Here is a 281-nt window from a genome sequence, read left to right as displayed (position 1 = left end):
TGTTCTGGAGTTGTTTGCCCAAAGCGGTGCCCAGTGGCTGGTGATCCTTGGCGACGTGTTGAATCATGGCCCGCGTAATGCTTTACCGGAGGGTTACGCGCCAGCCAAAGTCGCTGAACGGCTTAATGAAGTGGCACATAAGGTTATCGCTGTGCGCGGCAACTGCGACAGCGAAGTGGATCAAATGCTGCTGCATTTCCCGATAACCGCGCCGTGGCAACAGGTATTACTGGAAAAACAACGTCTGTTTTTGACGCATGGTCATCTTTTTGGCCCGGAAA

Annotated in this window: 1 protein-coding gene; it reads left to right on the top strand. The window is 53.0% G+C overall.

Annotated features, from left to right (window positions below; translation table 11 throughout):
* Positions 1-281 (top strand): phosphodiesterase (gene yfcE, locus LZP73_RS20945; protein ID WP_234236920.1); only part of this gene is annotated, 281 nt, incomplete at both ends.

This window comes from Shewanella sp. AS16 (assembly GCF_021412365.1).
In the GTDB taxonomy this organism is placed as follows: Bacteria; Pseudomonadota; Gammaproteobacteria; order Enterobacterales; family Shewanellaceae; genus Shewanella; species Shewanella salipaludis.
Note: the sequence above shows the minus strand (reverse complement) of the source record. Positions and strands in the feature narration are given on the sequence as shown.